Source organism: Paractinoplanes polyasparticus, assembly GCF_019710575.1.
Lineage (GTDB): Bacteria > Actinomycetota > Actinomycetes > Mycobacteriales > Micromonosporaceae > Actinoplanes > Actinoplanes polyasparticus.
The window spans coordinates 94,102-118,414 of sequence record NZ_JAHWFK010000045.1; the positions used below are offsets into that span (position 1 = coordinate 94,102).

Genomic DNA, 24,313 nt, shown 5'->3' on the forward strand with positions numbered 1-24,313 from the left:
GCATAAGCGTGGCTTCCGACGGTTACGCCAGTGCCCGGATCGCGCTGACCCGATATCGCAGCGCCCCGGCCGCCTATTTCGGCGTCGGCCGGTTCGACCACGAGGGCACCCTGGCCGAGATAATCCTCGACCGGCTCTGCGGCCCGCTCGGCGACTGCCCGCGCCCGGCCACCCTCGTGCACGCCGCCACCTACTACCGCCTCTGCGAGACCTGCGCGACCGGGCTCGACGTGCTCACCGTGCCCGAACTGGCACGCCTGTTGGGCATCGCGTGCCGGCTCGCCCCGGTACCGGCCCGCGCCGGGCGCCACGCCGCGCCCGAGGAGCACTCGCCCGCCGGCAATCGGATCGCCCGCGAGTTCGCCACCCGCGTCGACGACCCGAAGTGGCGCCGCGAGCTCTGCGCCGAACTGACGCACACGCCGGGCGCGGTCAACGGCCTGCTGATCGGGGTGGGCGCGCTGACCCACCGCGACGTGCTCGATCTCTACCCCCGGCTGCGCACGCTGGCCGACGAGCTGCCCGTCATGGTGCGCGAGGAACTCGCCCGGGCGACGGTCCGCCCGCTCTCCCCGGCCGGCGTCGCCGGCCTGCGCCTCGGCCTGACGGCTTAGGGCTTCAGGGCGATACGGCGTACGCGGGCTGTCGCCGGGCAGTCCGGGCAGGCGGTCACGTACGCGTAGCGGCCGTGGATGGTGAGGCCCGACGGCGTGGTGTGCCGGGCCGAGGCGACGACCCGGTGCCGGCCGGGCCCGGTCACGCGCAGCAGGGCCCAGACGCGGTCGCCGCTGTGCAGGCCGTTGCGCGCGCGGTCGAGCACGTAGAGGCCGCCCGGGCCCCAGGCCAGATCGGTCACCGCGGTGAAGCCACCGGCGTACACCTCGGGCGGGCGGCCGGGCACGACCCGCCACACCCGCGCCCGGCCCGGCGGGAACGGGTAACCCGTCAGCTCGCCGACGTAGAACGCGCCGTCCGGCCCCTGGGCCACCGCGGTCGGCACCGGCCGCATCCGCACCGGTGTGCCGCGCGGCGTGCCGTCGGGCAGCCGCTCCGGAGCCGGCACCAACCGGCTCGGGAACGACGCCACCGTGGACCGCCGTCCGCGTGGCATCAGCCGGACCAACGTGTCCCCCTCGGTCACGTAGACCCGGCCCCGGCGGTCGACCGCGGCATCGAAAGGACCGGCCGACACACCCGGGTCGGGTGGCCCGGCCGGAGCGCCCAGCAGGGCAGCGACCAGCAATGAAGCCATGAACATGTGAATCCCCCCGTGCCACCGTTATAGGGCCCGGGCCGGGGGATGTCAGTCCTCGATCCGACCGCCGATACGGTGACGGCCATGACGCTCACGTTCGACGACCTCGTGCGCCGGGCCCGGTCCCTCGTCAGCGGCGGGCAGCGGGCCGTGCTCGGCATCGCCGGACCGCCCGCCGCGGGCAAGACCACGCTGGCCGAGCAGCTCGTCGCCGCGCTCGCCCCGGCGCCGCCGACGGGGCTGACCGCCGGGGCGTGGGTGGCGCACGTGCCGATGGACGGCTTCCACCTGGCCGACGCCGAACTCGAGCGCCTCGGCCGCCGGGAGCGCAAGGGCGCACCGGACACCTTCGACGCCCTCGGCTACGCGGCCCTGCTGCGCCGGCTGCGCGACGACCAGGACGACGTGATCTATGCGCCCGGCTTCGAGCGGACCCTCGAGCAGCCGATCGCCGGGGCCATCCCGATCGGGCGCGCGGCCCGGCTGATCGTCAGCGAGGGGAACTACCTGTTGCTGCCCGGCCCGTGGAGCGCGGTGCGGTCGTTGCTGGCCGAGGTCTGGTACGCCGACCTCGACCAGCCGGAACGCCTGCGCCGGCTGATCGACCGGCATGTGCGCTTCGGCAAGGACGAGACGGCCGCGGTGGCCTGGGCCACGGGCACCGACGAGCACAACGCCGTGCTGATCGCCGCCACCCGCGAGCAGGCCGACCTCGTCGTGCCGGCGTCGGTCATCCACCGGGTGGGCGCGCCGCCGCCGCGGGGTGCATAGTTCAACCCGTGTCCGTGGGTGAAACAGTCGAGACCGAGCCGAGCCGCCGCCGGCCGGGCCGCGCGATCCGCTTTGCGCTGATCCTGATCGCGGTGTTGCTGCTGCTGTTCGGCGTGCCGTGGTTCCTGCTGCTCTTCTCGGGCAACGCGTGGCCGCTCCCGGTGCGCGTGATCGGCACAATCGTCTTCGTCGCCGTGCTGGTGGCGTTCCCGCTGCTGATGTTCTCGGGCCACGGCCGCCACCACCGCGACGGCCCGGCCGTCATCGCCGACACGACGCTCGGCGTCATCTGGCAGCTGTTCGTGTGGTCGCTGCTCGGCCAGATCCTGACCGGGGTCCTCTGGGCCTCGGGGGTCGACGGCCCGGCCCGCTACCGCATCGCCACCGTGGCCATCCTGGTGGTCGCGCTGGTCCTGCTTCTCTGGGGCTACACGGAGGCCAGGCGCGTTCCCCGGGTACGCCGGGTCGAGGTGGCGATTCCCCGGCTCGGCCGCGGGCTCGACGGCTTGCGGCTCGTGCTGCTGACCGACACCCACTACGGGCCGATCGAACGGTCGCGCTGGTCCCGCCGGGTGACCGAGGTGGTCAACACGCTCGACGCCGACGTGGTGGCCCACACCGGCGACATCGCCGACGGCGAGGTGGCCCAGCGCCGCAGCCAGGCGGCGCCGCTCGGCGACATCCGGGCGTCGATGGCCCGCGTCTACGTGACGGGCAACCACGAATACTTCAGCGGAGCCCAGCGCTGGGTCGAGCACATGGCGTCGCTGGGCTGGGAGGCCCTGCACAACCGCCACGTGGTGGTGTCGCGGGGCGGCGACTCGCTGGTGGTCGCGGGGGTCGACGACCGGACTGCGGCCGGGTCGGGCGTGCCGGGCCACCATGCCGACCACGAGGCCGCGCTGGCCGGCGCCGACCAGTCGCTGCCGGTGCTGCTGCTGGCACACCAACCGGCCCAGATCGCGGGGGCGGTGGCGCACGGGATCGACCTGCAGATCTCCGGGCACACGCACGGCGGGCAGATGTGGCCCTTCCACTACCTGGTCCTCACCGACCAGCCGTCGTTGCAGGGGTTGTCGCGGCACTCGGAGCGCACCCAGCTCTACACCAGCCGGGGCACGGGGTTCTGGGGGCCGCCGTTCCGGATCTTCGCGCCGAGCGAGATCACGCTGCTGACGCTGCGCGCGGGCTGACGGGTCGCGGAGTTCCGGGCGCGCCGTCTGCGACCGGAAGATCTCGCGCGAACGGCCATGGTGACGGGCGCCATGGTGGTCGGGCCCGTAATTGCGTTGAAGACCTTCGGGTTGGCGATGAGGATGGGAAGACCGCCTCCCCCACCCCGACCAGAGGACTGGTTCAATGCGCCTGCTTCGCGATCTGTGGGCCACCTCGAGGAGCCGATCGGCCCTCGCGATGGCTCTCATCCTGCTCGGCGCAGCGGGGTCGGCGGGAGCGCTGGCGCTGGCCGGGCAGGTTCTCGTCAACCGGTCCATGCCGTTGTTCACCGTGCTGGCCGCCGCGCTCGTCGCGTCCGTGCTCAGCGACGTCTTCGTCGGGCTGGTCACCGCCCGGCTGACAGCCGACTGGGCAGCCAAGGTGCGGCGCGGGCTCAACCGGGTCGCCTTCGGGCAGGACCTCCCGACGCTCGAGAACACGCCGGTCGGTGAGCTGCTCGACCGCATCGACTCCGACGTGTACGAGGTCGGCTCCCAGCTCCGCGGCAGTGGCGTGCGGATCGCCCAGTCGGTGGCGGTGGCGGTCTTCTCGATCGTGACCGCGTTCTTCGTGTGGTGGCCGGCCGGCATCGGCATGGTGCTGGTGTCGATCCTGCTCTACGTCACGATGAACAAGCCGATCCAGCGCATCTCCCCGCTGCGGATCTCGGAGGAGGAGTCCTGGTCCGACCTGGCCGCGGTCATGGAGGAATCCATCCACGGGCAGGACGACGTGCGCACGAGCCTGGCCGCGCCGTACGTGCGCCGGCTCTACGCCCAGCGGGCGGCCGAGGTGCTGCGACGGGGGCGCCTGGTGTGGCGCTCGTCGGCGCGCATCACCCTGGGGGCCGGCGCGATCACCCGCACGCTGATCGCCGTCCTGGTCGTCGTCGGCGCCTGGGCCCTGATCAACGGGCACATCGACGGCGCTCGCCTGACTGCCGTGTGGCTGCTCGCGCTCGGCTTCGGCGGCACGCTCGAACACGTCACCCGCATGGTGCCCGAGCTGCAGAACGCGCTGGGCGCGTGGAGCCGCGTGCAGATGCTGCAGGACGTTCCGCAGGAACCGACCGAGGGCGTGGCCCCGGTCAGCGGCGACCTCGCCGTGCGGAATCTGACCTTCCGGTACAGCGAGTCGGACAGCGGCCGGCCGCCGGCGCTCCGTGACGTCAACCTGACCTTCGCCCGCGGTCGCTCGTACGCGCTGATCGGCCGGACCGGATCGGGCAAGTCGACGCTGGCCAAGGTGCTGACCCGAGCCGTCGAGGTGCCCCGGGGCACGGTGTTCCTGGGCGGCGTCGACCTCAACGACATGGCAGTCGAGGAGCTGCGCCGCTGGACGGCGATCGTCCCGCAGCGTACGGAGATCCTCGCCGGCACCCTGTCCGAGAACATCGCCCTGTTCGATCCCGAGCTGCTGGGAAAGGCCGCGACCGCGCTCGACGAGCTGGGCCTGACGGCGTGGGCCGCCAGCCTGCCCGAAGGCCTCGACACCAAGCTGGGCGAGGGCGGCTACAAGCTGTCGGCCGGTCAGGAACAGCTCGTCGCGTTCGCCCGCATCCTGGTGCGCGACCCCCAGGTGGTGATCCTCGACGAGGCCACCGCGCGGATGGACCCGGTCACCGAGTCGTGGGTCCAGCGCGCCACCGACCGGCTGCTCACCGGGCGTATCGGCGTGATCGTCGCCCACCGGCTGTCGTCGGTGCAGCGCTGCGACGAGGTGGTCGTGCTGGCCGACGGCGAGGTGCTCGAGTCCGGTCCGCTGCGCGAGTCGCGGCGCTTCGCCGAGCTGATGGCGAGCAGCGCCCTGGCCGTGCCCGCCGCAGCCGGCGGCGGCACCCTGCTCGTCGAGGAGCGGGAACGCGACTGGGACACCGCCGCGCAGGTCGAGCTGGGCGCCGAGGCGCTGGCCAACAAGCTGCCGCCGGTCGACCCGCCGCCGCTGCCGGAGGAGCCGCCGACCCGCACCATGCGCGAGATCGTGCAGCTGACCCTGAACGACAAACGGTACGGCTGGGGCGCGGTCAGCCTCTTCGTCGTGCTCGTGCTGCTGGGCCTGGACGGCGCGATCCTGCCGCTGCTCTGGGCCAACGTGGTCGACGGGCTGGGCAGCCCGCTCTATCCGGCGGTGGGCATCGCGGTCGGTCTCATCGTCGCGATCCCGACGCTCTACTACACGGGCGCCTGGTTCCCGGAGTGGTGGGTCCGGCAGATGCTGCGGATCAGCCTGCGCCTGGTGCACGGCCAGATCGGCCCGCGCCGGGTCAGCAAGCACACGCCGGCCGAGGTCGTGGCCCAGGGCGGCGACACCGAGCGGGTGGTCATGCTGGCCGACAACCTGATCGACAACGCGACCAGCCTGGTGCTGATCGTGGCGATGACGTGGGCGTCGGGGTCGATCGTGCCCGCTCTGTTCTTCCTGGGCACGATGGTCGTCAGCGGACTGGCCGCCACCCTGTTCGGGCCGCGGCTCGAGCGGGCGGCCCGCCGCACGGTCGCGGCCCGGGCCGCGTTCGCCACCGCCCTGGTGTCGTCGCTGTCGGCCGCCCGTACGGTCAAGCTGGCCGGCGCCACCAAGCCGGTGCTGGCCCACCTGGCCCGCCTCGACGGCGCCCGCAGCGAGTTGCAGCGCCGCGAGATCGCCATCCAGGTGTGGGCGCGCTCGACGCCGTCGATCGCCAGCGGCCTGCTGCCGATCGCGGCCTGGGGCCTCTACCTGGCCGGGAGCCTGTCGGCCGCGGCCACCCTCATCGCGGTGGCTACGCTCGGCGCGGCCCGTTGGTTCGCCTGGACCACGGCGTCGCTGGTCTCGCAGTTCCCGTCGGCGCGGGTCTGGACGAGGCGGACGGTAGCCATGACCGGCACGTCCGAGTACTCGTCGGACGTCGCCGGCGTCGACCTGTCGACCGGCACGGCGCCGGCGCCGCCGAGCGCTCCGCGCAACCCGCTGCGGACGTTGGAGCTGCGCCACTTCAGCGCCGTCCACGAGAACGGCACGGTCGGCGCGCAGGACGTCGACCTCACGGTCGAACGCGGTCAGCTCGTGCTGGTGGTCGGGCCGGTCGGCGCCGGCAAGTCGTCGCTGCTGCGCGCCCTCGCGGGGATCGTGCACCACACCGGCGAGCTGCGCTGGAACGGCGAACCGGTCGACGAGCCGGAGGTCTTCCTGCGGCCCAACCAGGTGGGCTACGTCGCCCAGCTGCCGCGCGTGCTCTCCGGCACGGTCGCCGACAACATCCAGCTGGGGCACGAGGTGGACGCGGCGGACGCGGTGTCGACGGCCCAGCTGGAACACGACCTGGCCGCGGCCGGTGGCGGCCTGCAGCTGCTCATCGGGCACAAGGGCACCCGGCTCTCGGGCGGCCAGCTGCAGCGGCTCGCGCTGGCCCGGGCGCTGGCGCCCCGGACGGAGCTGCTGATCGCGGACGACGTCTCGTCGGCGCTCGACGTGACGACGGAGCTGGAGTTGTGGCGGGCCCTGCGCGCCCACGGCGTCACGGTCGTCGGGTCCACGTCGAAGCGGGCGGCGCTGAGCCAGGCCGACCGCGTGGTGGTGCTGATCGCGGGCAAGGTGGAGGACCAGGGCTCGTGGCACGAGCTGGAGGACCGCTGGGGCCACCTGGCGGGGTGAGAGTGAGCTGAGGCCGGAGTGGGCGGGGGTCCACTCCGACCTCAGCGGCTCATTCGCCCGGCGGGGGCGGCGAGGGCTCGACCGGCGGGCCGGGCTGCTGTGCCGCAGGTGGCGCCGGTGGGGCGGGCGGCTGCGCGGTGGGCGGCGCCCACGCGGCCGGCGGCGCCCACGGGCCGGGCGGCGGCACTGCGGGCGGCGGCGCCCACGGGTGCTGCGGTGGCGGGAAGCCTTGTTGCGGGCCGGGCGGGTACGTGGCGGGCGGGGCCCAGGGGTGGTGGTGCGGCGGGGCCGGATAGGCCGCGCCCGCCGGGCCGAGCGGGTAGTGAAACATCGGGGCGGGTGGGTGGAACGGCTGCGCTCCGGCCGGAGCGTAGAGCGCCGGACCCGCGTACGGAATGAGTCGTTGACCTTGATCGGGCCGGAAGTAGCGGCCGGCCTGCCTGGTCGCCAGCAGCACGATGATCGCGACCGCCAGCAGTGCCGCCGACGGCGCCGCGAACGCCAGGACCGCGTCGTAGACGAGCGACCACCCCCCGCTGTCGAGGTCGTAGAGGCGGCCGTAGAAACCGTCGTCCCGCCACTCCTGCTCGAGCACGATCTCGCCGTCGTCGCCTTCGATCGGCTCGCCGAGCGAGCTGAAGGCGACCACCCCGATGGCGCCCACGAACCCGCCGAGCAGGCACGACACCAGGCACAGGGCCACCGGCGCCGACAGCCCGACCCAGGTCAGGATGCGAGCGACGTTGCTGCCCCGGCCCACGAACGTCAAGGTCGCTCCGAGCCACACCGTCAGCACCAGTAACGGCAGGCCGAACAACAGCGTGAACCCCAGGCTGCTGTCGCGTTCGGCGGACACTTCCCACTCATCGGCGCCGCTCACCCGCGCGGCCTGATCGATCAGCCCGTCGTAGTGGATCGCGTCGGCGATCAGCACTCCGACGGTGAGCAGCAGAAGTCCCACCAGCGTCACCTGGAACCAGAAGGCGACACCGACCACTGTGGGCCGGACGGGCACGGGCGAAGTCACGGACGCACCGTACGGTCCGGCCCCCGGGCGCGGCAGCCCCGATCGGCCACATTTGGATCAAGAAGAAAGCCGGGACTCCATCTGCTTCACGGCGGCCACGACGGTGTCGGCCGGGATGGCGAAGCCGACCCCGATGCTGCCCGAGTCGGACTCGCTCGCGGTGGCGATCGCGACGTTGATGCCGACCACATGACCGGACAGGTCGACCAGCGCGCCGCCCGAGTTGCCCTGGTTGATGGCGGCGTCGGTCTGCAGGAGGCCGCCGAGCTGCTCGCTGCCGCCACCGGTAGCCGACTCGGTGGCCGTGTCAATGCTGCGGTCGACGGCCGAGACGACGCCCGAGGTGACCGTGTTCTCGAGGCCCAGCGGCGCCCCGAAGGCCAGTACGGTGTCACCCACGGCGACGCTGTCGTCGGTGCCGAACGTGACCGGGGTCAGGCCCGACAGCCCGGTCGCCTGCACCAGGGCCAGGTCGTGGGTGGTGTCGGTCGCGACCACCCGGGCCGGTACGGTCTGCCCGGACGAGAGCCGCACGCTGACCGTGCCACCACCCTCGATGACGTGGTTGTTGGTCAGGACGAGCCCGTCGGCGGCGAGCACCACGCCCGAGCCCAGCGACGAGGATCGGGCGGTGTCGACGAGCACGGTGACCACGCTCGGCTGCACCTGCTTGACGACGGCGGCCAGGTCGTCGCCCTCGGTGACGGTGGCCGCTGCGGCCGCGGCCGTCGGAACGGTGGCGGCGGCCGGGTGGTCGATCAGGTAGCGCTCGGCGACCACGCCGCCCGCGGTGCCGCCGGCGGCGATCAAGGCGAGCACGGCGGCCCCACCGGCGACCCGGCGCGGCCACCGGCGATCACCGGACCCGCCCGGGGGCGGCACGAACGGCGGCGGCGTCACCTGGTCGTGCTGGTCGTGGGTGGGCCGGGTCATCAGGTCGGTCATGGCAACGCCTCGCTTCGTTGGCTGATGAGCCAACAGTGACCCCGAACCTTGTCGGCCACCGGTGAGTCGTCTGTGGGTTGGCTGTACGCGCCGGATCACCCCGGGACCGCCCCCTAGGCCGAAAGTCGCAGCGGCCTAGGGGTTTCTTCGAACGCGGGTCCGATGCCCCGCACAGGCAGCGCCCGGATGCTGGAGTCATCCCCTCAACCAGCAGGAGGCACCAGATGTCGGCACGAGGAATGCTCACGGTGGTCGGTTCCGCGGTCGGCGGCGTGATCGGCTGGAACGCTCCGCCGCCGCCCGACCCGGCCTGCATCCGCGAACTGCTGGCCGAGGTCGGCATGCCGGCCGGCTCCCCCGGCGATGATCTCACCGAGGCTGTCCGGGTCTTCCAGGCCCGGGTCGGCCTGCAGACCGACGGCGTGGCCGGGCCACGCACTGTTCACCTCTTGACCAGGTACGCGGCGGAGCGGCGGGCGTGGCGGCTCGACTTCGCCGCCTAGAGTCTGAGGATGACGGCGTCCGACCTGATCACCTACTACGACGACGCGACCGGCGAGCGGTTCGGCCTCACGGCGGGCGAGCTCGGCGGATGGACGGCGGCGACGACCGCGCTGCTCACCGACCACTGCGGGCTGGGCCCGGGCCGCACCGCGGCGGTGCTGCTGCCGCCGCACTGGCAGACGGCGGCCGTCCTGCTGGGAAGTTGGTCGGCCGGTCTCGAGCTCTCGATCCGGGGCTGGGCGACGGCGGGCCTGGAGTCCGCCGGTGAACCGCTCGACGTGACCTTCGTGGAACACCGCCGCATCGGCAACTGGCTCGACGAGGTTCCCGCCGGCCGGCACCAGTTCGTGCTCGGCCTGGCCCCGCACGGCGCCGCCACGGGCGAGGTGCCGGCGGGTTACCACGACTACACCACGGCGCTGCGCCCCTACCTCGGCACCCACCCGCCGCACCACACCGTCGACGAGCTTCGCCCCGCGGTCTCCGACGGCACGACCTACCAGGAGTACGCCCGGACGGCGGCCGGCGTCGCCGAGCACAACGGCACCCGGGCCGGCGACCGCGTGCTGATCGACACGGCGCTGCAGGAACAGCCGTTGATCTGGCTGCTCGCCCCGCTCACCGCCGGCGCCTCGATCGTCCTCTGCGCGAACCTCGACCCGTCCCGCCTCGACGAGCGGATCGCCAAGGAGCGCGTCACGGTAGTCCTCCGTTGAGCTCGTCCACTGCGGACGATCACCTCATGGAGATCGACGCGTGCGCCCGGTAGCCTGCCGCGCATGGAGGTTTTCGATCAACTCGCCGAGCAGTACCAGGGCGAACACAGCCACAATCCCTTTCAGGCCGCGCTGATCGAACGGATCGCCGTCCTGCTCCCGGCCGGCACGTCGGTGCTCGACCTCGGCTGCGGGACGGGGGTGCCGACCGCCCAGATTCTGACCGGTTCGGACCATCGGGTCGTGGGCGTGGACGTCTCCGAGGGAATGCTGCGCCTGGCCCGCGAGCAGGTGCCGGCGGCCGAGTTCGTGCACGCCGACTTCACCCGCCTGGCCGACGACTTCGGTCAGTTCGAGGCCGTGACCGCGTTCTTCTCGCTGCTGATGCTGAGCAAGGCCGACATCGAGCGCACCCTCGACAAGGCCCGGGGCTGGTTGAAGCCCGGCGGCTACCTCGCCCTCGGCATGGTCAACTTCGACGGCGACAGCCTGCCGTTCGACTTCATGGGCATGCCGGTGACCGTTTCCGGCTACCTGCAGGACGACCTTTCAGCCGTGCTCGAGGCGCACGGCTTCACCGTGGTCAGCATCGAGACGGTCTCGTTCACCCCGGCCGACGGCCCCGAGGAGAGCCAGATCTTCGCCCTGGCCCGCACGAGCTAGTCGTCGAACGTCACCGTCACCGCGGCCGACGCCGGGATCGTCTGGCAGGTCAGGACGAACCCGGCGGCCACCTCGGCCGGTTCCAGCGCGAAGTTGCGCCGCATGGTCACCTCGCCGTCGACCACCCGGGCCCGGCAGGTGCCGCAGACGCCGCCCTTGCAGGCGAACGGCAGGTCGGGCCGGGACCGCTGGGCGCCCTCGAGCACGGTGGCGCCCACGGCCACGGTGACGGTGGTCGACCGGCCGTCGAGCAGCACGGTCACTTCGCTGCCCTCGGTCGGAACACCGGTTTCCCGTACGGGTTCCGGCGGCGCCTCATCGACCCAGAACAGCTCGCGGTGGATCCGTTCGGGCGCGACCCCGGCCTCCCCGAGCACCTCGGTGGCGTCGACGACCATCCCGTACGGTCCGCACAGCCACCAGTGCTCGACGGCCGGCACGTCGAGCAACATCGGCAGCAGGGTGCGCAACTTGGCCCCGTCGAGCCGCCCACTGAGCAGATCGACCTCGCGGGCCTCGCGCGACAGCAGGTGCACCAGCTCGAGCCGGGACGGGTGGCTGTCCTTCAGGTCGGCGAGCTCCTCGGCGAACATCACCGTGTCGGCCCGCCGGTTGCCGTAGAGCACCGCGACCTGGGCCTTCGGGTTGCGCAGCAGCGACGTCGCGATCGACAGCACCGGCGTGATCCCCGAGCCGGCCGCGATCATGACGTGCCGCCCGCCCGCCTCCAGGTCGGGCGTGAACGTGCCGGACGGCGGCGCGACCTCGACCGCGTCGCCCACTCGCAGCTCGTGCACCAGCCACCCCGAGACCAGCCCACCGGGCACCTCGCGCACGCCGATCCGGGGCCGGGCGCCGGCCGGGGCGCAGATCGAGTACGACCGGCGCTCGTCCCGCAAGTCGCCGGGCCGCCGCACGGTGAGCGACTGCCCCGGCCGGAAGTCGTAGACGCCGGCGAGGTCGTCAGGAACGTCGAAGGTCACCGCGACCGCGTCGGGGCAGAGCCGCTCGACGTCGGCGACGCGGAGCGCGTGGAAATCCCGCACGTCAGATCTCCTTCACGTGCTCGAAGGGCTCCCGGCAAGCCGGGCACCGTCGCAACTCCCGGCAGGCGGTCGCGCCGAACGCGGCCAGCCGCTCCGTCTGCCGCTCGCCGCAACGCGGGCAGGCGATCGGCTCCTCGCGGGCGCCGAGTCTGAGTGGCACCGGTCCGGCAGCGCGCCGGGGCGCCGGACCGGGCGGCGAGATGCCGGCCGCGGCCAGCTTGGCCCTGCCTTCAGCCGAGATCCAGTCGGTGGTCCAGGCCGGCGCCAGCTGCGTGCGCACGCCCGCGTTCTCGTAACCGGCCCGGCGCAGCGCCCGAAGCAGGTCCGCACGGATCGCCTCCATGGCCGGGCACCCCGAGTAGGTCGGCGTGATCGTCACCTCGACACCGTCGCCGGTCTGCCGCACCTCGCGCAGGATCCCCAGCTCGGCCAGCGTGACCATGGGCAGCTCGGGATCGGTGACCGTCGCCGCCACCTCGGCCGCGCTCACCACGCCGGCCGGCCCCTGGGACTCGGCCGCGCTCACCACGCCGCCCAGCCCCTGGGACTCGGCGGTGCTCACCATCGCGAGGCTGGCAGACCGCAGCTCACCGCCGGGCGCGCTCACCAGACACCGCCGGGCGTCGCACGGGCCAGCCCCTGCATTTCGGACAGGATCTCCGCCAGCTCGCCACCATGCCGGCCGTCGCGCCCGGGCGTCTTGCCGAGCGCCGCTTCCTCATGCGTCGCCGTTCCAGACACCGGCGCATCGCGCGTCGCGCTCCCGGACGCCGGCGCATCGCGCGTCGCGCTCCCCGGTGCCGGCGCGTCGAGCGTGGCCGCGGCGAGCACCTGGGCCAGGACGGCGTCGAACTCGGGGCGCAACGAGGCCGGGTCGACGGCCACGCCGGTCAGGCGCTGCTCGATCGGGTGCGGCTCGAAGAGCTCGTCGATCAGGGGCCACACCGCGTCCAGGCCGGCCTGCATGCGCTGGCGGGAGAGCGGCGTGCCGTCGCCGAGGCGAACCGTCCAGCCCGCCGCGTACTCGCGGTGGTAGGTGACCTCCTTGACGCCCTTGGCGGCGATCGCCGAGAGCACCGGGTCGCGGCTCGCCGACAGCCGGTCGAGCAGCGCCAGCCGCCACGTCGCGAAGACGAGCAGCCGTGCGATCAGGTGGCCGAAGTCGTCGTCGCGCACCTCGGCCAGGCGGACGTGCCGGAAGTCCGCGGCCTCCCGCAGGTAGGCCAGGTCGTCCTCGTCGCGGCCGGCGCCCTCGGCCTCCCCGGCCCGGGTCAGCAGCAGCCGCGCCTGGCCGAGCAGGTCGAGCGCGATGTTGGCGATCGCCATCTCGTCCTCGAGCTCGGGGGCGCGGGTCACCCACTGCTGCAACCGGTGCGACAGGATCAGCGCGTCGTCAGCGATCATCAGGCAGTAGGCGGCCAGGTCGGCGCCGTCCACGCCCTCGGGCAGGGTGGTGGGCACCCCGGCCAGCGGGTCGGCGAACCCGGTGCCGTACGCCCAGCGGGCGTCGTCGTCGTGGTCGGTGAGGGCCTGGTAGGCGTCGTCGAAGCTCATCGCGGCCTCAGATGTGCGGCACGGAGTCGGGGATGGCGTAGTACGTCGGGTGCCGGTAGGCCTTGTCGCCGCTGGGCCCGAAGAACGCGTCCTTGTCGTCCGGCCCCGAGGCCACGACGTCGTCGGACTTCACGACCCAGATGCTGACGCCCTCGTTCCGGCGCGTGTACAGGTCGCGCGCGTGGTGCAGCGCCATCTCGTGGTCGGCGGCCCGCAGCGATCCGACGTGGACGTGGTTGAGACCGCGCTTGGCCCGCACGAACACCTCGAACAGCGGCCACTCGTGCTTGATCTCGCCGCTCATGCCGGCACCCCCTGTCGTTTCGCCGCGTGGGCTGCTGCCGCCTCGCGGACCCAGGCGCCCTGTTCGTCGGCCCGGCGCCGGTGGGCGATGCGTTCCCGGTTCATCGGCCCGTCGCCCGAGATCACGCGCTTGAGCTCCGACCAGTCGATCTCGCCGAAGTCGTAGTGCTCGCGCTCGGCGTTCCAGCGCAGGTCGCCGTCGGGCAGGGTGACGCCCAGCGCCCCGGCCTGGGGCACGCTCATGTCGACGAAGCGCTGCCGCAGCTCGTCGTTGGTGTGCCGCTTGATCTTCCAGGCCATCGACTGGGCCGTGTTGGGCGATTCCGCGTCGGGCGGGCCGAACATCATCAGTGACGGCCACCACCAGCGGTTCACCGCGTCCTGCACCATCTCGCGCTGGGCCGGCGTGCCGCGCATCATCGTCATCAGCAGCTCGTAGCCCTGCCGCTGATGGAACGACTCCTCCTTGCAGATGCGGATCATCGCCCGCGCGTACGGCCCGAAGGAGCTGCGGCACAGCGGCACCTGGTTACAGATGGCGGCGCCGTCGACGAGCCACCCGATCACGCCGACGTCGGCGAACGTCAGGGTGGGGTAGTTGAAGATCGAGGAGTACTTCTGGCGGCCCTCGATGAGCCGGCGGGTCAGGTCGCCCCGGTCGGCGCCGAGCGTCTCGGCCGCCGAATAGAGGTAGAGCCCGTGTCCGGCCTCGTCCTGCACCTTGGCCAGCAGGATCGCCTTGCGGCGGAGCGACGGCGCCCGGGTGATCCAGGCGCCCTCGGGCTGCATGCCGATGATCTCGGAGTGGGCGTGCTGGGCGATCTGCCGGATCATGGTCTTGCGGTAGCCCTCGGGCATCCAGTCGCGCGGCTCGATCCGCTGATCCTTGGCGATGGTCGCCTCGAAGACCTGCTCACTCATGACGCCTCCCAGCTCGCTCGGTCATGACGCGCCCCAGCTGAAGAACCCTTGCCCGGTCTTGCGGCCGAGCTCTCCGCGCGCCACCTTGTCGCGCAGCAGTTGCGGCGGGGCAAAACGCTCCCCCAGCTCGCGGTGCAGGTGTTCGGCGATCGCCAGGCGCACGTCGAGGCCGATCAGGTCGGTGGAGCGCAGGGGGCCCATCGGGTGCCGGTAGCCCAGTTCCATGGCCCGGTCGATGTCGGCCGCGTCGGCGACGCCCTCGTCGAGCATGCGGATCGCCTCGAGCCCCAGCAGCACGCCGAGCCGGCTGGTGGCGAACCCGGGCGAATCCCGTACGACGATGTCGCTCTTGCCCAGCCCGGCCACCCACCCCCGGGTCGCCTCGCACGCGACGTCACCGGTCTGCGGGCCGGTCACGATCTCGACCAGCTTGCTGGCCGGAACCGGGTTGAAGAAGTGCATGCCGAGGAACCGCTCGGGCCGCCGCAGGCCCTCGGCCAGCCCGGTGATCGACAACGAGCTGGTGTTGCTGGCCAGCACCGCGGAGTCGCCGACGGCCTGCTCGGCCGCGGCCAGCACGCGCACCTTGAGGGCCGCGTCCTCCGGTACGGCCTCGACCACCAGGTCGGTGTCGACGTTCAGCCCGGCCACGTCGTCGAGGAGCATCAGTCGTTCGAGCACCGAATCGGCGGACTCGCTCAGCGCGCCCTTCTCGGAAGCGCGCAGCAACCCCATCGCCACCCTGTCGCGGGCGGCCGCCGCAGCCGCCGGGTCACGTTCGACGAGGCAGACGACCGAACCGGCCACCGCGAAGACCTGCGCGACACCGGCCCCCATCCGCCCGCCACCGATGACAGCGACGACCTTGGGCACAGCCGCAGCCGGCGCGCTCATGACCGACCGCCGGCCAGGAAGGCGTCCATCCGCACGCGTTTCTCCTCCGACTCGAAGAGGATCGCCTGGGCCAGGTCGTCGGTCAGCGGGTGACCGGCGCCGTCGGCGACCAGCTTGGTGAGGCGCAGCGCGAGCGCACCCGAGCGGGCCATCCGATCGAGCACCGCGTGGGCCCGCTTCAGCAGCTCGCCGGCCGGCACGACCTCGGCCACCAGGCCGAAACGCAGCGCGTCGTCGGCGTCGAGCCGACGACCGGCCAGCAGCACCTGCTTGGCGACCGAGGCGCCGGCCAGCTCCCGCAGCCGCCAGCAGGCGCCGGCCGCCGCGAGGATGCCGAGACCCGGCTCGGGGTTGCCGAAGATCGCGGCCGGTGAGGCCAGCCGGACGTCGCACGCGTACGCCAGCTCGGCGCCCCCACCCAGCGCGTAACCGTCCACAGCGGCCACCGTGGGCAGCGGCAGCCGGGCCACGCGGTCGAACAACCGGCTGTTGATGCCTTGCAGCGCCTGCTCCCGGCCACGCTCGCGCAGCTCGCCGATGTCGGCCCCGGCGGCGAACGTGCCGCCGTCGCCGGTGATCAGCAGCAGCCGCGGCCGTTCTTCCAGGGCCGCGCACACGTCGTGGAGCTCGCCGATCATCGCCGCGTTGATCGCGTTGCGGGCCTCGGGGCGCCGCAGCGTGACCACCACGCGGTCGTCGAGCTCCTCGACGTGCAGCGTGCTCACGGCCGCTCCACCAGCAGGGCGACGCCCTGGCCGACGCCGACGCAGAGGGTGGCCAGGGCCCGGCGGGCGTTCTCGCGTTCCATGCGGCCCAGGAGCGTCACGGTGAGCCGGGCGCCCGAGCAGCCCAGCGGGTGGCCCAGGGCGATCGCGCCGCCGTCGGCGTTGACCCTTTCCTCGTCGAGCTTGAGCCGCCGGATCACGGCCAGCGACTGCACGGCGAAGGCCTCGTTGAGCTCGACGGCCTCGAGGTCGCTCGCGCCCCAGCCGGCCCGGGCCAGGGCCTTCTCGGTGGCGGGCACGGGACCCAGGCCCATGATCTGGGGCGGGACGCCCGCGCTGGCCGCCGTGACGATCCGGGCGCGCGGGGTCAGCCCGTACCGCTCGACCGCCTCGCCGCTCGCCACGACGAGCGCGGCGGCGCCGTCGCTGAGCGGGGACGACGAAGCGGCCGTGACGACCCCGCCGGCCCGGAAGACCGGCCGCAGGGCGCCCAGCTTCTCGAGAGTGGACCCGCGGCGGGGGATCTCGTCGGTGGTCACCTCGCCGACCGGCACGATCTCGCCCTCGAAACGGCCGGCGTCGATGGCCGCGATCGCCCGCTGGTGGCTGCGCAGCGCGAACGCGTCGCTCTCGGCGCGGGTGATGCCGTCGAGCGCGGCGACCTCTTCGGCCGTCTCGCCCATGCTGAGCGTGATCCGGCGATCCTCGGGGCCGGTGCCGGCCTCTTTGTCGTGCGCCTTGAACAGCGGGTTGGTGAAGCGCCAGCCCAGCGACGTGTCGACGACCTCGCCGGGGCGCGCCCATGGGGTGCCGGGCTTCTGCATCACCCACGGCGCGCGGGTCATCGACTCGACGCCGCCGGCCACGATCAGGTCGGCCTCGCCGGCCCGGATCTGGTTGGCGGCCGAGACGATCGCGGTCAGGCCGCTGGCGCAGAGCCGGTTGACCGTGTAACCCGGCACCGTGTCGGGCAGGCCGGAGAGCAGCACGGCCATGCGGGCCACGTTGCGGTTGTCCTCACCGGCCTGGTTGGCCGCGCCGAGCACCACCTCGTCGATCGCGCCGACCGGCACGCCGGCCCGGTCGACCGCCTCACGGACGACCAGCCCGGCGAGGTCGTCGGGGCGGATGCCGGCGAGCGCTCCGCCGTACTTGCCCTGGGGAGTGCGGACGCCGCCGACGAGGTAGGCCTCAGCCATTGTGTGTTCCTCCGGTGCTCAGACGTGGTGACGGGACTGGAGGGTGAAGAACCGGCCGGTGACGAAGTGGTCGTCGCTCAGCGAGGCCGTGGCGGCCGGATTGGCGCCGGAGCCGTGCAGGTCGCTGAACGCGGCGGTCTGGTTCACGAACACCCCTCCCGTCAGATTTTCGGCGAGGTGCACCCCGGCGTCGAGCGCCGCCTCCCGCGCAGCGGAAAGGACCTCGGGATTCGTGGAGTGGACGAGCGCGGTGAGCGCACCGTGGGCCCGGACCGTCTCGACCAGGACGCGCAGGCTGTGCGCGGTCGACTCGGTGGCGATGACGAACGAGACCGGGCCGAACCATTCCCGGGTGTACGCCTTCTCGTCGGCCGCGTCGAGCCGGATCACCACGGGCGTGCGGATCGTGGCGCCCGGGTTGTTCTCATCGGCGACCTCGGCCGTGGGGTGGATGACGCTCGCCGCGCTGTTGGCCTCGGTGAGCCGGGCCAGGACGCCGTCGTTGACGATCGCGCCCAGCGTGCCCGCGGCCCGGGCCGGGTCGCCCAGCAGCTTGTCGAGCGCGGCGGCCAGGTCGGCGCCGAACTCGTCGACGCTGCGGTGGCCGGCGTCGGTCTCGATGCCGCCCTGCGGAACCAGGATGTTCTGCGGGGTGGTGCACATCTGCCCGCTGTAGAGCGACAGCGAGAAGGACAGGTTGCGCAGCAGGCCCTTGTAGTCGTCGGTGGAGTCGACCACGACCGTGTTGAGGCCGGCCTTCTCGGTGTAGACGACGGCCTGGCGGGCGTTGGCCTCGAGCCAGTTGCCGAACTCGCTGGAGCCGGTGAAGTCGACGATGCGGACGTCGGGGTGGGTGGCCAGGGTGGCCGCGATGCCGTCGCCGGGCTCCTCGACGGCCAGGGTGACCAGGTCGGGGCTCTGGCCGGCCTCGGCCAGCACCTCGCGGCAGATCTGCACGGTGATGGCCAGCGGCAGCACGGCGCCCGGGTGCGGCTTGACGATCACCGGGTTGCCGGTGACCAGGCCGGCGAACAGGCCCGGATAGCTGTTCCAGGTCGGGAAGGTGTTGCAGCCGATGACCAGGCCCACGCCGCGGCCGACGACCGTGCTCGTCTTGGTGAGGCGCAGGGGGTCGCCGCCGCGCTGCGGCTTGGCCCACTCGGTGGTGGCCGGGATGCGGGTGGTGGCGGCCAGCGCGTACGCCACGGCCTCGAGGGCCCGGTCTTGCGCGTGCGGGCCGCCGGCCTGGAACGCCATGACGAAGGCCTGGCCGGTGGTGTGCTGGACGGCGTGGGCCAGCTCGAACGAGCGGGCGTTGATCCGCTTGATGATCTCGGCGGCGACGCCGGCGCGACCCTGCGGGCCGACGGCGCGCCAGGCCGGGGTGGCGGCGCGGGCGGCAGCGACCAGGGCCAGCGGGTCGGCCTTGGGGTAGCTGACGCCGAGCTCGAGGCCCCAGGGCGAGCGCTCGGTGCTGACCGTGCCGGCGGCGCCGGGCACCTCGATCGGGAACGGGCCGCCGAGCAGGGCCCGGAACGCACGCTCACCCTCGGGCGCGGCCTGCTCGCCGTAAACCGATTTGCTCGGCGACTCGGGGAAGGCCGACCAGTAGTCGCGGACGGTCGTCGCCCGGACAGCCTGATCGAGCAGCTCGGCATGCCTCTCGTAGAACCCGGCGGGGGTCGTCATCCTGCGCTCCCTTGCGCTCGCGTGCCATCATTATCTACCGTCCGGTCGGTCGGTAATCAAGCCCGGGAGAGAGAATGGCACCGACACCCGCGAAGGAACCTCGTCGGCGTGGGCGTCCCGGTCATGACCAGGATGCCGTGCTCGCCGCGGCCGTGCGGCTGTTCAACGAGCGCGGCTACGACTACACCAGCATGTTCGACATCGCCGTGGCGCTGGGCATCACCAAATCCAGCGTCTACCACCACATCGCCGGCAAGGAACAACTTCTGCAGATGGCGATGGACCGGGCGCTCGACGGCCTCTTCGAGGCGGCCGACCAGGTGCGGGCGTTGGACACGCCGGCCCTGGAAAGACTCGAGCAGCTGATCCGGCGCAGCGTGCTGGTGCTGTCCGAGCGGTTCGAATACGTGACCGTACTGCTGCGGGTGCGCGGCAACACCGAGGTCGAGCAGCACGCGCTGGCGCGGCGGCGCGAGTTCGACGCCGTGGTCACCGAGCTGGTCAAGCAGGCTCAGGCCGAGGGCGGCGTACGCCCCGACGTCGACCCGGCCACCGCCGCCCGCCTGCTCCTCGGCATGGTCAACTCGCTCACCGAGTGGTACCGCCCCCGCCCCGGCAGCGCCGAGGTGATCGCCGACGCGGTGACCGCCCTGGCCTTCGACGGCCTGCGCACCTGACCCCCTTCACAAGATCTCCCCCGACCGCACACCACCTGACCCGCTTTGATTGGCTAGCGTTGCCGTCGATGAAGCGAAGCCTGGCCGCCGCGACGGTCGCCACCCTCCTGGCCGGCTCGGTGAGCGCATGCACCACCGAAGACTCACCGGTGGCGGCGCCGGCTTCCAGCGCCGCCGCTCCCTCGTCGGCTGCACCCTCGTCGGCTGCCCCTTCGTCGACGGCCCCGTCCTCGTCGCCGCCGCCCGACTGCGTGACGGCGACACTCGACGGCCTCGACCTTCCGGAGCGGGTCGGCCAGTTGCTGATGATCGGCGCCGCGGTGAACGCGCCCAGCGGCCTGGGCGACACGGTCCGCCGCTACCACCTGGGCGGCGTCTTCTTGCGCGGCCGAAGCACCCATTCGGCCGCCGAGCTGAAGTCGGACATCGCCGCCCTGCAGAAACAGGCCCCCATGCCGATGCTGCTGGCCGTCGACCAGGAGGGCGGCAGCGTGCAGACCCTCAAAGGCTCCGACTTCCCGCGGTTGCCGTCGGCTCAACGGCTCGGCGCCGGGCCGGCCGCGAACCTGCGCGACACCACCCGTACCAGCGCCCGCCGCTTGAAGGCGATCGGCGTGAACCTCAACCTGGCCCCGGTGGCCGACACCGTGCCCACCAGCATCGGCACCGGCAACCCGCCGATCGGCGCCTTCCGCCGCGAGTTCGGCTCCGACCCGGCGAAGGTCGCGGCGGCGATCCGTACGGTCGTCCCCGCCTCCCAGGACGCCGGCGTTCTGACCACGCTGAAGCACTTCCCCGGCCTGGGCCGCGTGCGCGTCAACACCGACGTCTCCCGGGGTGCGACCGACACCGTGGCCACGGTCAACGACCCCTACCTGGGCCCGTTCGAAGCCGGCATCGAATCCGGCACGGCGGCCGTGATGATCTCCTCGGCCCGGTATCCCAAGATCGACCCGGACGCGATCGCCGCCTTCTCGAAGCCGATCATCACCGGTCTGCTGCGCGACAAGATCGGCTTCGCGGGCCTGGTGATCTCCGACGACCTGGGCGCGGCCCGCGCGGTCACGTCCGTCTCCCCCGCCCAGCGAGCCGTTCGGTTCGTGGCCGCCGGCGGCGACATGGTGCTCACCATCGTGGCCGCCGACGCCGCCCCCATGGCCGGCGCCCTCATCAACAAGGCCGAAAGTGATCGTTCCTTCCGCGCCCGGGTCGACGAGGCCGCCCGCCACGTCCTGGAGGCCAAGAAGCGAGCCGGCATCCTCCCCTGCCGCTGACCCCGGCGCGGCCCGCGCCGGGGTGCCGTCCGATCAGGCCTTCCGCAGCCAGAACGTCAGGCCGATCGACTCGTCGGTGAACTCGCGGGCGTCGGGCCAGGTCGCCGTCCCGCTCTCGTAGCCCGTGGCCAGCACCTCGTCGGCGACCAGGGTGGCGTGCTCGGCCAGGGCCTGCGCCGTCTCGCCCTCGGCGGACCAGCACAGGTCGATGCGGTCGGAGACCTCGAGGCCGCTCGCCTTGCGGGCCTCCTGGATCTGCCGCACGGCGTCGCGTGCGATGCCGGCCCGTCGCAGCTCCGGCGTGAGCGAGAGGTCGAGCGCCACCGTGCCGCCCGAGTCGGAGGCCACGGCCCAGCCCGCGCGCGGCGTCTCGGTGATCACGACCTCGTCGGGGGTCAGGGTGATCGGCTCGCCGTCGAGGTCGAGCGACGCCGTTCCCGCCGTACGGAGGGCGTCCTTGAGCTCGGCGGCGTCGGCCGCGGCGATCGCCTGGGCCACGAGTTGCACCTTCTTGCCGAAGCGCCTGCCCAGCGTACGGAAATTGGCCTTGGCCGTCGTGTCGACGAAGGAGCCGGCGACCGGGCCGACCTCGCCCACGTTGAGCTCCGCGGCGATCTCGGCCAGCAGGCCGGGCGGCAGGTCGCCGAAGCCGTTGGCCGAGGCCAGCGCGCGCGACAGCGGCTGGCGCACCTTCATGCCGGACTCGGCCCGAGCCGCCCGGCCCAACTCCACCAGCCGCCGGACCAGCGACATCTGCGTCGACAGGGTGGGATCGATCAGCGACTCATCGGGCTCGGGGAAGGCCGCGAGGTGCACCGATTCGGCCGCACCGGGATCGACCGGAGTGACCAGATCGCCCCACACCCGCTCGGTGACGAACGGGGTCAGCGGAGCCATCAGCAACGTGACCGTGCGCAGTGCCTCGTGCAGGGTCGCCAGCGCGGCCGGCTCCCCGCGCCAGAAGCGGCGGCGGCTGCGGCGCACGTACCAGTTGGAAAGGTCGTCGACGAACGCGGCGAGCAGCCGGCCCGCCTCCTGGGTGTCGAACGCCGCGTACGCCGTGTCAACCTTGCCGACCAGGGCGTTCAGCTCGGACAGCACCCAGCGGTCGAGCAGCGGGCGGTCGGCCGGCGCCGGATCCGAAGCGGACGGCTGCCAGCCCGCAGCCCGGCCGTAGAGGGCCTGGAACGCCACCGTGTTCCAGTACGTCAGCAGGGTCTTGCGCACGACCTCCTGCAGCGTGGTGTGGCCGACCCGGCGCGCCGACCAGGGCGAGCCCACGCAGGCCATGAACCAGCGGACGGCGTCGGCGCCGTGCGTGTCCATCAGCGGGATCGGCTCGAGGATGTTGCCGAGGTGCTTGGACATCTTGCGGCCGTCCTCGGCGAGGATGTGGCCCAGGCAGACGACAGCCTCGTACGAGGAACGGTCGAAGACCAGCGTGCTGATCGCCATCAGCGTGTAGAACCAGCCGCGCGTCTGGTCGATCGCCTCGGAGATGAACTGCGCGGGGAACCGCCGCTCGAAGAGCTCCTTGTTCTTGTACGGGTAGCCGAACTGGGCGAACGGCATGGAACCCGAGTCGTACCAGGCGTCGATGACCTCGGGTACGCGGGTGGCCGTCCGCTCGCACTGCGGGCAGGCGAAGGTGACCTCGTCGATGTAGGGGCGGTGCGGGTCGAGCCCGGACAGGTCGCGCCCGGCCTTGTCGCCCAGCTCGGCCAGCGAGCCGATGCAGGTCAGGTGGCCCTCGGGGCACCGCCAGATGGGCAGCGGCGTGCCCCAGTAGCGGTTGCGGGACAGCGCCCAGTCGACGTTGTTGGTGAGCCAGTCGCCGTAGCGGCCGTGCTTGACCGTCTCGGGCTGCCAGGTGGTCTGCTCGTTCTCGCGCAGCATTTTTTCCCGTACGGCGGTGGTGCGCACGTACCAGGAGGGCTGGGCGTAGTAGATCAGCGCGGTGTGACAGCGCCAGCAGTGCGGGTACTGGTGCTCGTACGGGTCCAAGCGGAACAGCAGGCCGGTGCGCCGCAGCTCCTCGACGAGCGGCTCGTTGGCCGTACGGAAGAAAAGGCCGCCCACCAGCGGAACCTCGGGCTCGAAGGTGCCGTCGCGCAGGATGGGGTTGACCATGGGCAGCCCGTACGCGCGGCAGCTCGCCAGGTCGTCGGCGCCGAACGCCGGCGACTGGTGCACGAGGCCGGTGCCGCTGTCGGTGGTGACGTAGCCGGCCAGGATCACGATGTGCGCGTCGGGCACCTCCACCAGCTCGAACGGCGGGCGGTAGGTCCAGCGCTCCATCTGCTTGCCGGTGAACGACTCCCCGGTCGCGCGCCATTGTTCGCCCAGCACCTGGGCCATGAGCGGCTCGGCCACCACCAGCTGCTCGTTGCCGTCGGTCGCCACCACGTACGTCACGTCGGGGTTGACCGCGACGGCCGTGTTGGACACCAGCGTCCACGGCGTGGTCGTCCAGACCAGCAGCGACGCCTGGCCGGCCAGCGGGCCCGAGGTGAGCGGGAAGCGCACGTAGACGGCCGGGTCGACGTCGGTCTCGTAGCCCTGCGCGAGCTCGTGGTCGGAGAGCGTCGTCTGGTCGCGCGGGCACCACGGGGCGACCCGGAAGTCCTCGACCAGCAGGCCCTTGTCGAAGATCTGCTGCAGCGACCACCAGACGGACTCGATGTAGTCCGGGTCCATCGTGCGGTAGGCGTCGGCCGTGTCGACCCAGTAGCCCATGCGCTCGGTGAGCTCGGCGAACGCGTCGGTGTGCCGGGTGACGGAGGCCCGGCAGCGGTCGTTGAAGGCGGCGATGCCGTACGCCTCGATGTCCTGCTTGCCGCTGAAGCCGAGCTCCTTCTCGACGGCGAGCTCGACCGGCAGGCCGTGGCAGTCCCAGCCGGCCTTGCGGGCGACGTGGAAGCCCTTCATCGTGCGGTAGCGCGGGAAGACGTCCTTGAAGACGCGGGCCTCGATGTGGTGGGCGCCGGGCATGCCGTTGGCCGTGGGCGGGCCCTCGTAGAAGACCCATTCGGGGCGGCCCGCGGACTGCTCGAGGCTGCGCGCGAAGATCTTCTGTTCCTGCCAGAACCGCAGGACGTCGTGGTCGAGCGCGGGCAGGTCGACCTGCGCGGGCACCGGGCGATACACCTTGTGTTCCTCCGTCGGACGTTGTTCCGTCATCAACAGAGGGACGAGACCTCATCGGCCCCGCGGTACCACCCTCTTTGGCCGTGAAGCCACGGCCCACTCGAAGTGGGTGCAGTCGGTTCTAATCGGCCCGGGGGCCTTTCCTCCGACGGCTCCGG

General features: G+C 72.5%; 22 protein-coding genes. 9 read left to right on the forward strand and 13 right to left on the reverse strand.

Going from position 1 to position 24,313, the window contains the following annotated elements; genetic code table 11:
- Positions 1 to 8 precede the first annotated feature (8 nt).
- Positions 9 to 614, forward strand: coding sequence for a hypothetical protein (locus tag KXC43_RS37795; RefSeq protein WP_308129439.1), 606 nt, complete (start codon positions 9 to 11; stop codon positions 612 to 614).
- On the opposite strand, the gene KXC43_RS37800 is transcribed toward KXC43_RS37795, so the two are convergent.
- A complete protein-coding gene (locus KXC43_RS37800) occupies positions 611 to 1,252 on the reverse strand; it encodes a ScyD/ScyE family protein (protein ID WP_255645522.1) in 642 nt (213 codons plus the stop codon). The two genes, KXC43_RS37795 and KXC43_RS37800, sit on opposite strands and share 4 nt — an antisense overlap.
- 87 nt (positions 1,253 to 1,339) lie before the next feature.
- Between KXC43_RS37800 and KXC43_RS37805 the strand changes: the two genes are divergently transcribed.
- From KXC43_RS37805 to KXC43_RS37815, 3 genes are all read left to right on the forward strand, one after another.
- Positions 1,340 to 2,026 carry a nucleoside/nucleotide kinase family protein gene (locus KXC43_RS37805; protein WP_221381031.1) on the forward strand — a complete coding sequence of 229 codons (687 nt, stop codon included), beginning with the start codon at positions 1,340 to 1,342 and terminating at the stop codon, positions 2,024 to 2,026.
- A gap of 8 nt (positions 2,027 to 2,034) precedes the next feature.
- Complete coding sequence (locus tag KXC43_RS37810; protein ID WP_221381032.1) at positions 2,035 to 3,219, forward strand: metallophosphoesterase; 1,185 nt, start codon at positions 2,035 to 2,037, stop codon at positions 3,217 to 3,219.
- A 166-nt stretch (positions 3,220 to 3,385) separates the two neighbouring features.
- A complete protein-coding gene (locus KXC43_RS37815) occupies positions 3,386 to 6,871 on the forward strand; it encodes an ATP-binding cassette domain-containing protein (protein ID WP_221381033.1) in 3,486 nt (1,161 codons plus the stop codon).
- Between the two features lie 49 nt (positions 6,872 to 6,920).
- Here the strand turns inward: KXC43_RS37815 and KXC43_RS37820 are convergent, their stop codons facing one another.
- Both KXC43_RS37820 and KXC43_RS37825 read right to left on the reverse strand, forming a co-directional pair.
- On the reverse strand, positions 6,921 to 7,898 hold the full coding sequence (locus KXC43_RS37820; RefSeq protein ID WP_221381034.1) for a hypothetical protein: 978 nt from the start codon (positions 7,896 to 7,898) through the stop codon (positions 6,921 to 6,923).
- Positions 7,899 to 7,955: 57 nt separating this feature from the next.
- A complete protein-coding gene (locus tag KXC43_RS37825) occupies positions 7,956 to 8,843 on the reverse strand; it encodes a S1C family serine protease (protein WP_221381035.1) in 888 nt (295 codons plus the stop codon).
- A 224-nt stretch (positions 8,844 to 9,067) separates the two neighbouring features.
- On the opposite strand from KXC43_RS37825, the gene KXC43_RS37830 reads away from it, so the two are divergent.
- The 3 genes from KXC43_RS37830 (at position 9,068) to KXC43_RS37840 (ending at position 10,726) form a co-directional block, all read left to right on the forward strand.
- Positions 9,068 to 9,346 carry a peptidoglycan-binding protein gene (locus KXC43_RS37830; RefSeq protein WP_221381036.1) on the forward strand — a complete coding sequence of 93 codons (279 nt, stop codon included), beginning with the start codon at positions 9,068 to 9,070 and terminating at the stop codon, positions 9,344 to 9,346.
- Between the two features lie 9 nt (positions 9,347 to 9,355).
- Positions 9,356 to 10,063: a TIGR03089 family protein gene (locus KXC43_RS37835; RefSeq protein ID WP_221381037.1), complete on the forward strand. Its 708-nt coding sequence runs from the start codon at positions 9,356 to 9,358 to the stop codon at positions 10,061 to 10,063.
- A gap of 63 nt (positions 10,064 to 10,126) precedes the next feature.
- Positions 10,127 to 10,726, forward strand: a complete 600-nt coding sequence (locus KXC43_RS37840; RefSeq protein WP_221381038.1) for a class I SAM-dependent methyltransferase — start codon at positions 10,127 to 10,129, stop codon at positions 10,724 to 10,726.
- Here KXC43_RS37840 and paaE read toward each other — a convergent pair.
- The 9 genes from paaE to paaN all read right to left on the reverse strand — a co-directional run bounded on the left by paaE (position 10,723) and on the right by paaN (position 19,057).
- Positions 10,723 to 11,772 (reverse strand): 1,2-phenylacetyl-CoA epoxidase subunit PaaE, encoded by a 1,050-nt coding sequence (paaE, locus tag KXC43_RS37845; protein WP_221381039.1) that lies wholly within the window; start codon positions 11,770 to 11,772, stop codon positions 10,723 to 10,725. The two genes, KXC43_RS37840 and paaE, sit on opposite strands and share 4 nt — an antisense overlap.
- 1 nt (position 11,773) lies before the next feature.
- Entirely contained in the window at positions 11,774 to 12,265 is a 492-nt protein-coding gene (paaD, locus tag KXC43_RS37850) for a 1,2-phenylacetyl-CoA epoxidase subunit PaaD (RefSeq protein WP_438870939.1), read from the reverse strand.
- 110 nt (positions 12,266 to 12,375) lie between these two features.
- On the reverse strand, positions 12,376 to 13,326 hold the full coding sequence (gene paaC, locus KXC43_RS37855) for a 1,2-phenylacetyl-CoA epoxidase subunit PaaC (RefSeq protein ID WP_221381040.1): 951 nt from the start codon (positions 13,324 to 13,326) through the stop codon (positions 12,376 to 12,378).
- Positions 13,327 to 13,333: 7 nt separating this feature from the next.
- A complete protein-coding gene (paaB, locus tag KXC43_RS37860; protein ID WP_221381041.1) occupies positions 13,334 to 13,630 on the reverse strand; it encodes a 1,2-phenylacetyl-CoA epoxidase subunit PaaB in 297 nt (98 codons plus the stop codon).
- On the reverse strand, positions 13,627 to 14,550 hold the full coding sequence (gene paaA, locus KXC43_RS37865) for a 1,2-phenylacetyl-CoA epoxidase subunit PaaA (protein WP_221381042.1): 924 nt from the start codon (positions 14,548 to 14,550) through the stop codon (positions 13,627 to 13,629). Before paaA ends, paaB begins: the two co-directional genes overlap by 4 nt.
- 21 nt (positions 14,551 to 14,571) lie before the next feature.
- On the reverse strand, positions 14,572 to 15,444 hold the full coding sequence (locus KXC43_RS37870; protein ID WP_221381043.1) for a 3-hydroxyacyl-CoA dehydrogenase family protein: 873 nt from the start codon (positions 15,442 to 15,444) through the stop codon (positions 14,572 to 14,574).
- Positions 15,441 to 16,169: an enoyl-CoA hydratase/isomerase family protein gene (locus KXC43_RS37875; protein ID WP_221381044.1), complete on the reverse strand. Its 729-nt coding sequence runs from the start codon at positions 16,167 to 16,169 to the stop codon at positions 15,441 to 15,443. The genes KXC43_RS37870 and KXC43_RS37875 overlap by 4 nt, the downstream gene beginning before the upstream one ends.
- Positions 16,166 to 17,368, reverse strand: coding sequence for a thiolase family protein (locus tag KXC43_RS37880; protein WP_221381045.1), 1,203 nt, complete (start codon positions 17,366 to 17,368; stop codon positions 16,166 to 16,168). Before KXC43_RS37880 ends, KXC43_RS37875 begins: the two co-directional genes overlap by 4 nt.
- Before the next feature lie 18 nt (positions 17,369 to 17,386).
- Positions 17,387 to 19,057, reverse strand: coding sequence for a phenylacetic acid degradation protein PaaN (gene paaN / locus KXC43_RS37885; RefSeq protein ID WP_221381046.1), 1,671 nt, complete (start codon positions 19,055 to 19,057; stop codon positions 17,387 to 17,389).
- Between the two features lie 74 nt (positions 19,058 to 19,131).
- Here paaN and KXC43_RS37890 point away from each other — a divergent pair, with 74 nt between their 5' ends.
- Both KXC43_RS37890 and KXC43_RS37895 read left to right on the forward strand, forming a co-directional pair.
- Positions 19,132 to 19,734, forward strand: a complete 603-nt coding sequence (locus tag KXC43_RS37890) for a TetR/AcrR family transcriptional regulator (protein ID WP_221381047.1) — start codon at positions 19,132 to 19,134, stop codon at positions 19,732 to 19,734.
- 68 nt (positions 19,735 to 19,802) lie between these two features.
- Positions 19,803 to 21,008 (forward strand): glycoside hydrolase family 3 N-terminal domain-containing protein, encoded by a 1,206-nt coding sequence (locus tag KXC43_RS37895; RefSeq protein ID WP_255645523.1) that lies wholly within the window; start codon positions 19,803 to 19,805, stop codon positions 21,006 to 21,008.
- A 33-nt stretch (positions 21,009 to 21,041) separates the two neighbouring features.
- On the opposite strand, the gene ileS is transcribed toward KXC43_RS37895, so the two are convergent.
- Positions 21,042 to 24,155, reverse strand: a complete 3,114-nt coding sequence (ileS, locus tag KXC43_RS37900) for an isoleucine--tRNA ligase (protein WP_221381048.1) — start codon at positions 24,153 to 24,155, stop codon at positions 21,042 to 21,044.
- Between the last annotated feature and the right edge of the window lie 158 nt (positions 24,156 to 24,313).

What these genes read in the sequence shown, in the direction of transcription:
- KXC43_RS37895 (WP_255645523.1), top strand. Translation starts at nt 19,803, where the DNA reads ATGAAGCGAAGCCTGGCCGCCGCGACGGTCGCCACCCTCCTGGCCGGC.
- paaA (WP_221381042.1), bottom strand. Translation starts at nt 14,550, where the DNA reads ATGAGTGAGCAGGTCTTCGAGGCGACCATCGCCAAGGATCAGCGGATC.
- KXC43_RS37870 (WP_221381043.1), bottom strand. Translation starts at nt 15,444, where the DNA reads ATGAGCGCGCCGGCTGCGGCTGTGCCCAAGGTCGTCGCTGTCATCGGT.
- KXC43_RS37805 (WP_221381031.1), top strand. Translation starts at nt 1,340, where the DNA reads ATGACGCTCACGTTCGACGACCTCGTGCGCCGGGCCCGGTCCCTCGTC.
- paaC (WP_221381040.1), bottom strand. Translation starts at nt 13,326, where the DNA reads ATGAGCTTCGACGACGCCTACCAGGCCCTCACCGACCACGACGACGAC.
- KXC43_RS37825 (WP_221381035.1), bottom strand. Translation starts at nt 8,843, where the DNA reads ATGACCGACCTGATGACCCGGCCCACCCACGACCAGCACGACCAGGTG.
- KXC43_RS37800 (WP_255645522.1), bottom strand. Translation starts at nt 1,252, where the DNA reads ATGGCTTCATTGCTGGTCGCTGCCCTGCTGGGCGCTCCGGCCGGGCCA.
- paaN (WP_221381046.1), bottom strand. Translation starts at nt 19,057, where the DNA reads ATGACGACCCCCGCCGGGTTCTACGAGAGGCATGCCGAGCTGCTCGAT.
- KXC43_RS37835 (WP_221381037.1), top strand. Translation starts at nt 9,356, where the DNA reads ATGACGGCGTCCGACCTGATCACCTACTACGACGACGCGACCGGCGAG.
- KXC43_RS37815 (WP_221381033.1), top strand. Translation starts at nt 3,386, where the DNA reads ATGCGCCTGCTTCGCGATCTGTGGGCCACCTCGAGGAGCCGATCGGCC.
- paaB (WP_221381041.1), bottom strand. Translation starts at nt 13,630, where the DNA reads ATGAGCGGCGAGATCAAGCACGAGTGGCCGCTGTTCGAGGTGTTCGTG.
- KXC43_RS37890 (WP_221381047.1), top strand. Translation starts at nt 19,132, where the DNA reads ATGGCACCGACACCCGCGAAGGAACCTCGTCGGCGTGGGCGTCCCGGT.
- KXC43_RS37830 (WP_221381036.1), top strand. Translation starts at nt 9,068, where the DNA reads ATGTCGGCACGAGGAATGCTCACGGTGGTCGGTTCCGCGGTCGGCGGC.
- KXC43_RS37880 (WP_221381045.1), bottom strand. Translation starts at nt 17,368, where the DNA reads ATGGCTGAGGCCTACCTCGTCGGCGGCGTCCGCACTCCCCAGGGCAAG.
- KXC43_RS37840 (WP_221381038.1), top strand. Translation starts at nt 10,127, where the DNA reads ATGGAGGTTTTCGATCAACTCGCCGAGCAGTACCAGGGCGAACACAGC.